Annotated in this window: 4 protein-coding genes; all 4 read left to right on the forward strand. The window is 69.6% G+C overall.

Annotated elements, in window-relative coordinates; all coding sequences use genetic code 11:
- The first annotated feature begins 119 nt into the window (after positions 1-119).
- The 4 genes from ABD378_RS37760 (at position 120) to ABD378_RS37775 (ending at position 4,509) form a co-directional block, all read left to right on the forward strand.
- Positions 120-1,115 carry an FkbO/Hyg5 family chorismatase gene (locus tag ABD378_RS37760; RefSeq protein ID WP_344528799.1) on the forward strand — a complete coding sequence of 332 codons (996 nt, stop codon included), beginning with the start codon at positions 120-122 and terminating at the stop codon, positions 1,113-1,115.
- Positions 1,112-2,083: an LLM class flavin-dependent oxidoreductase gene (locus ABD378_RS37765; protein WP_344528801.1), complete on the forward strand. Its 972-nt coding sequence runs from the start codon at positions 1,112-1,114 to the stop codon at positions 2,081-2,083. Before ABD378_RS37760 ends, ABD378_RS37765 begins: the two co-directional genes overlap by 4 nt.
- Before the next feature lie 65 nt (positions 2,084-2,148).
- Complete coding sequence (locus ABD378_RS37770) at positions 2,149-3,258, forward strand: MFS transporter (RefSeq protein ID WP_344528803.1); 1,110 nt, start codon at positions 2,149-2,151, stop codon at positions 3,256-3,258.
- Positions 3,259-3,294: 36 nt separating this feature from the next.
- Positions 3,295-4,509: an MFS transporter gene (locus ABD378_RS37775; RefSeq protein WP_344528805.1), complete on the forward strand. Its 1,215-nt coding sequence runs from the start codon at positions 3,295-3,297 to the stop codon at positions 4,507-4,509.
- The last annotated feature ends 376 nt before the right edge of the window (positions 4,510-4,885 follow it).

Consider the following 4,885-nt stretch of genomic DNA (forward strand, 5'->3'; position numbering starts at 1 on the left):
CGTCGAGGCCAGGGACGAGGCCACGATGGCCAGGGCCCGGGACGAAGCCCTGGCGATCATCCGCGACGAAGCCCAGGCTGCCCCGGCCGGTGACCGCACCGCAGCGGCGGGCCGCTGACATGACCATCCGCGCCGACATCACCCCGATCGGACAGATACCGGTGGCGCAGGAGGGGCGGCACGTCCTTGCCACGGTCACCTTCGCCGCCGCCGCAGCGCTCACACTGACCGAGCACGGCCATCCCGACCTCGCCATCCCCATGGCAGCCGGGCAGGAAGAAGCGTTCCGCGAGGTGTGGACCGTGACAGAGCGGCCACGCGCGGCAGTTCATGACGACCTCGCCCACGCACATGACGGCACATACCTGTTCATCGCCGGGCTCCTGCCCGAACAGGATGTGTACACCTCGCCGGTCCAGGCCCTGTACGAAAAGGCCTTCGCCTTGGCCGACGACCTCGGCTACGCCCACATCTTCCGCATGTGGAATTTCGTCGGCGACATCATCGGGTCCAACGCCGAAGGCATGGAGGTCTACCAGGACTTCGTCCGGGGGCGTGCCCAGGCCTTCGAGGCCCACAAGGGACACGGCACCGCGCACATGCCCGCCGCCACGGGCATCGGCACCCAAGGCCGCGGCATCGCCTTCGTCCTCCTCGCCTCCCGGCACGAGGTGCCCCGGCATCTGGAGAACCTGAAGCAGACGCCCGCCTATCACTATCCGCACCAGTACGGGCCCAAGCCGCCCAGCTTCGCCCGTGCCACCCGGCTCGGCGACACCCTCTACGTCTCCGGCACCGCCGCCATCCTCGGGCACGAGACCGTGCACAAGGGTGACGTCGAGCGGCAGTCGCGAGTGACCCTGGACAACATCGCCCACCTCATCTCCCGCGAGAACCTCACCGCCCAAGGCGTCGAGGCGGGACACGAGTTGAAAGAGCTGCGACGCATCAAGGTGTACGTACGACATGACAGTGACATTCCGGCGGTGCGCGCGACGTGTGAGGAAGCGTTTGGTGCAGGTGTTGAGGTGAAGTACCTCAACGTCGCCGTCTGCCGCGACGACCTCCTCGTGGAGATCGAGGGCATCGTGCCGGGGGCAGGGTGGAACCGGTGAGCGGCCTGAAGGTGGGCATCGTGCTGCCCGGACGCGAGTCCGTGGTGGACGAGGGCCCCTACCCCAAGAACCTGGCCTCGATCGCGGCGCTGGCCGAAGCGTGCGGGTTCGACTCCGTGTGGGCCGGTGAATCTCCGCTCGCGCGCTCCCGCATGAACCCGCTGCTCGCCCTCACCGCCGCGGCCACGGCCACCGAGCGCATCCAGCTCGGTACGGGCGTCCTGATGCCCCTGCGGCCACCGGTGCACCTGGCACACGAACTCGCCTGCCTGGACCGGATGTCCGGCGGTCGCCTCATCGCCGGCATCGGCTCCGGCTTCGCCTCGCCCGCCACGGAAAGGGAGTTCGCCAACTACGGCCTGGACTTCGCCACCCGCTTCGGACGTATGCGGGAAACCGTCGAGATCTGCCGCGCCGTCTGGGCGGCGCGCGGCGAACCGGTCTCCTACCAGGGAGAGCACTACCGGCTTCAGGACGCCACCGTGCTGCCGCTGACGGAGGAGCCCGGTGGGCCTCCGCTGTGGATCGCCCACTCCGGCCCGAAGATGCTGCGGCGCGCCGGGCGCGAACTCGACGGCTGGATGCCCACGTCCACCACCCCCGAGAAGTACGGCGAGGGCTGGCGACAGGTGGCGGCGGCGCGCGACGAGGCCGGACGGAGCAGTGCCGCCGTCACCGGCGCCGTCTATCTGTCCGTCGCGGTGGACGACACGAAGCAACGGGCCGAGGAGACCCTGTCGTCCTACTTCGGCGCCTACTACAACCTGCCTCTCACCACCATGCGCACCACGCAGGGCATCTTCGGCGGCACCCGCCACGAGGTCGCCGACCGGCTGGCGCGGTACGTCGAGAACGGGGCCCGCCACCTCATCCTCCGGCTGCCCACGGACGAGCTGACGGAGCCCAAGTACCGTTCTGCGGTACGCCGCACGGCCGAGGAGCTGCTGCCGCTCCTCCGGGACCTGTGACCGGCCGGACGGCGGCGCGGGCATGGGATGTGTGGGCGGCGGCATGGCCGATCACCGTCGTGTTCATGCTGTCCAACATCCCCACCCCGCTGCTCGGTGTGTGGCAGGAGCGCATCGGCTTCTCCACCGGCATGACGACGGTCGTCTTCGCCGCCTACATCGCCGGACTGCTCATCGCCCTGCCGTTCGCCGGAGTCCTGGCCGACCGGTTCGGACGCCGCAAGGTCCTCGCGCCCGCGCTCGCCGCGGCGTTCGCCGCCTGCCTGCTGTTCATGACGGCGGGGGATGTCGTCGGCCTCCTCGTCGCACGCGTCCTGACCGGGCTTGCCGTGGGAGCGGCGGTCTCGGCGGGAACCGCGGCCGTCGTGGACGTCGCGGGACCTGACCGCCGGGGCACGGCGGCGCTGGCGGGTTCGGCCGCCATCGGGCTCGGACTGGCCGCAGGACCGCTCCTCGGCGGAACCGTCTCGGAGTACTGGGCGGCTCCCACCGTCACCGTGTTCGCCGTCGAGATGGTCCTGATCCTGTCGGCGCTCGCCGTCGTCTTCACCGTCCTGCCCCCGGCCGAAGGGCACCCGGGGCGGCGAGGCTGGGTACGCGTGCCATCGGTGCCCCGGGCGAACCGGCGAAGTCTGACGACGAGCCTCATGGCGTACATGCCGGGGATGACGGGCACCTCGCTTCTCCTCGCCCTCGGCCCGGCCCTGTTGGGCACCCTGCTGCACACCGGCAACCGTCTGGTGACCGGCGGCATCGGATTCCTGATGTTCGGGACCTCGACCTGTGTGCAGTTCGCGGTCAGGGCGCTGCCTACGCGACGGGTCCTGGCCACGGCAGGGCTCCTGACGGCGGCCGGGATGCTGGGCGTGGTCGCCGCCGTCGGCACGCAGTCGCTGATGCTGCTGGCCGCCGCGGCGGCCCTCGCGGGAGCCGGGCAGGGGATGGGCCAGTTCGGCGGGTTCTCCCTCCTCAACTCCTATGTCGCCAAGCACCGTCTGGCAGAGGCGAACGCGGCGCTGAGCGCGGGCGGTTACGCGTTCGCCGGCGTGCTGCCCATCGCGACCGGCTATCTGAGCGACGCCGCCGGGATCACCACGTCCGCCACCGTGTTCGCCACGGTGACAGCGGCCGCGGCTCTGACCGGAGCCCTGATGATCCGGCGGTCACGGGCGTGACGGCCCGGAACACCACCACCCACTGAAGAGGAAGACATGCCGCTCGCACTACTGGCCCTGGCTGTCGGGGCTTTCGGAATCGGGACCAACGAGTTCCTGATCATGGGCCTGCTGCCCGACATAGCAACAGACATGTCCGTCTCCATCCCCACGGCAGGCCTGCTGATCTCCGGCTACGCACTCGGTGTGGCCGTGGGGGCACCGATCATCATCGCGATGACGATGCGGGTGAGTCGCAAGCATGTGCTGCTGGGACTCCTCGGGCTGTTCATGATCGGCAACGCCGTGGGGGCGATCGCGCCGAACTACAGCCTGCTCATGACGGGCCGCATCATCTCGGCCCTGTGCCACGGTGCGTTCTTCGGGATCGGCTCGGTCGTCGCCGCTTCGCTGGTGGCCCCCACGAAGCAGGCGAGCGCCGTCGCGATGATGTTCAGCGGCCTCACGATCGCCAATGTCGTCGGCGTCCCGCTCGGCACGTGGCTCGGCCAGGTGGCCAGCTGGCGGGTCGCCTTCTGGGCGGTGACCGGGCTCGGCGTGATCGGCTTCATCATTGTGGCGGCGCTGCTGCCGAACAGTCCGGCGGATCCCGACGCCTCGCTGCGACAGGAGCTCGCGGCCTTCAGGCGTCCCCAGGTCTGGCTCGCTCTGGCCATGACCACGCTGGGCTTCAGCGGCCTGTTCGCCTCGTACAGCTACGTCACCCCGATGATGACCGACATCACCGGGTACGCGGCGGGCAGCGTCATGTGGCTCCTCGTGCTCTTCGGCTGCGGCTTCGTGGTCGGCAACTCGCTCGGCGGCCGGGCCGCGAACCGCAACGCGATGGCGACGATCCTGGTGCTCTTCACCGCGTTGACCGTCGTGCTCGCGACCTTCACCTTCACGGCCCACTACAAGCCGCTCGCGGCCGTCTGGCTCTTCCTGCTCGGCGCGATCGTGTTCGGCACCGTTCCGCCGCTGCAGACCCGCGTGATGCAGGAGGCGCCGGGAGCGGGCACCCTCGCCTCCGCCGCCAACATCGCGGGATTCAACCTCGGCAATGCCATCGGCGCCTGGGCGGGAGGCCTGGCCATCAGCGGCGGCCTCGCGTACAACCACACGAACTGGGTCGGCGCGCTGCTCAGCGGCGGCGGACTGGTGCTCGCGGTGATCACCGCACTCACCTCAAGGCGCGGAAAGCCGGATTCCTGCGACCCGACTGCCTCGGGAGAGGGCGGACCATCGGTCGCCCTCTCCGCAAGATCCTGATGGAATCGAGCAAGAAATTCGCCTTTGCCGTGGGCGAGGCGCCAGGGTAGGCGGTGCATGGCGAACTGCCCTGGCCTGCCCCGCAGTTGAGTGGCGTGTGCGAAGCGTTGACATTCCTGTGGCGTGCGGCAAATCTGTGGTCCTGCAAACGCAAGAAATCGACTGTGCAGAGCAAATTCTGCATAGTCCCGCAGAAGCCCCCGCTCCTCCCCGCGCTGCGTCGGCAAGGCGCACCGCGGTACCGCAGCCCCCGTGGAACAGAGGACGCCATGAGATGGAAGCGACGCAGCCGGCGGCTGATCACCGCCGTGCTCAGTGCTGGACTGATAGCCCTCGGGCTTGTGCCCGTCAGCGCCGGTGCGGCCGCCGCGCGACC

It is taken from the genome of Streptomyces rectiviolaceus (assembly GCF_039533825.1).
In the GTDB taxonomy this organism is placed as follows: Bacteria; Actinomycetota; Actinomycetes; order Streptomycetales; family Streptomycetaceae; genus Streptomyces; species Streptomyces rectiviolaceus.

Bases quoted from the DNA above. Each gene is read 5' to 3' on its own strand.
- ABD378_RS37760 (WP_344528799.1), top strand. From the start codon at position 120: ATGACCATCCGCGCCGACATCACCCCGATCGGACAGATACCGGTGGCG.
- ABD378_RS37770 (WP_344528803.1), top strand. From the start codon at position 2,149: ATGCTGTCCAACATCCCCACCCCGCTGCTCGGTGTGTGGCAGGAGCGC.
- ABD378_RS37775 (WP_344528805.1), top strand. From the start codon at position 3,295: ATGCCGCTCGCACTACTGGCCCTGGCTGTCGGGGCTTTCGGAATCGGG.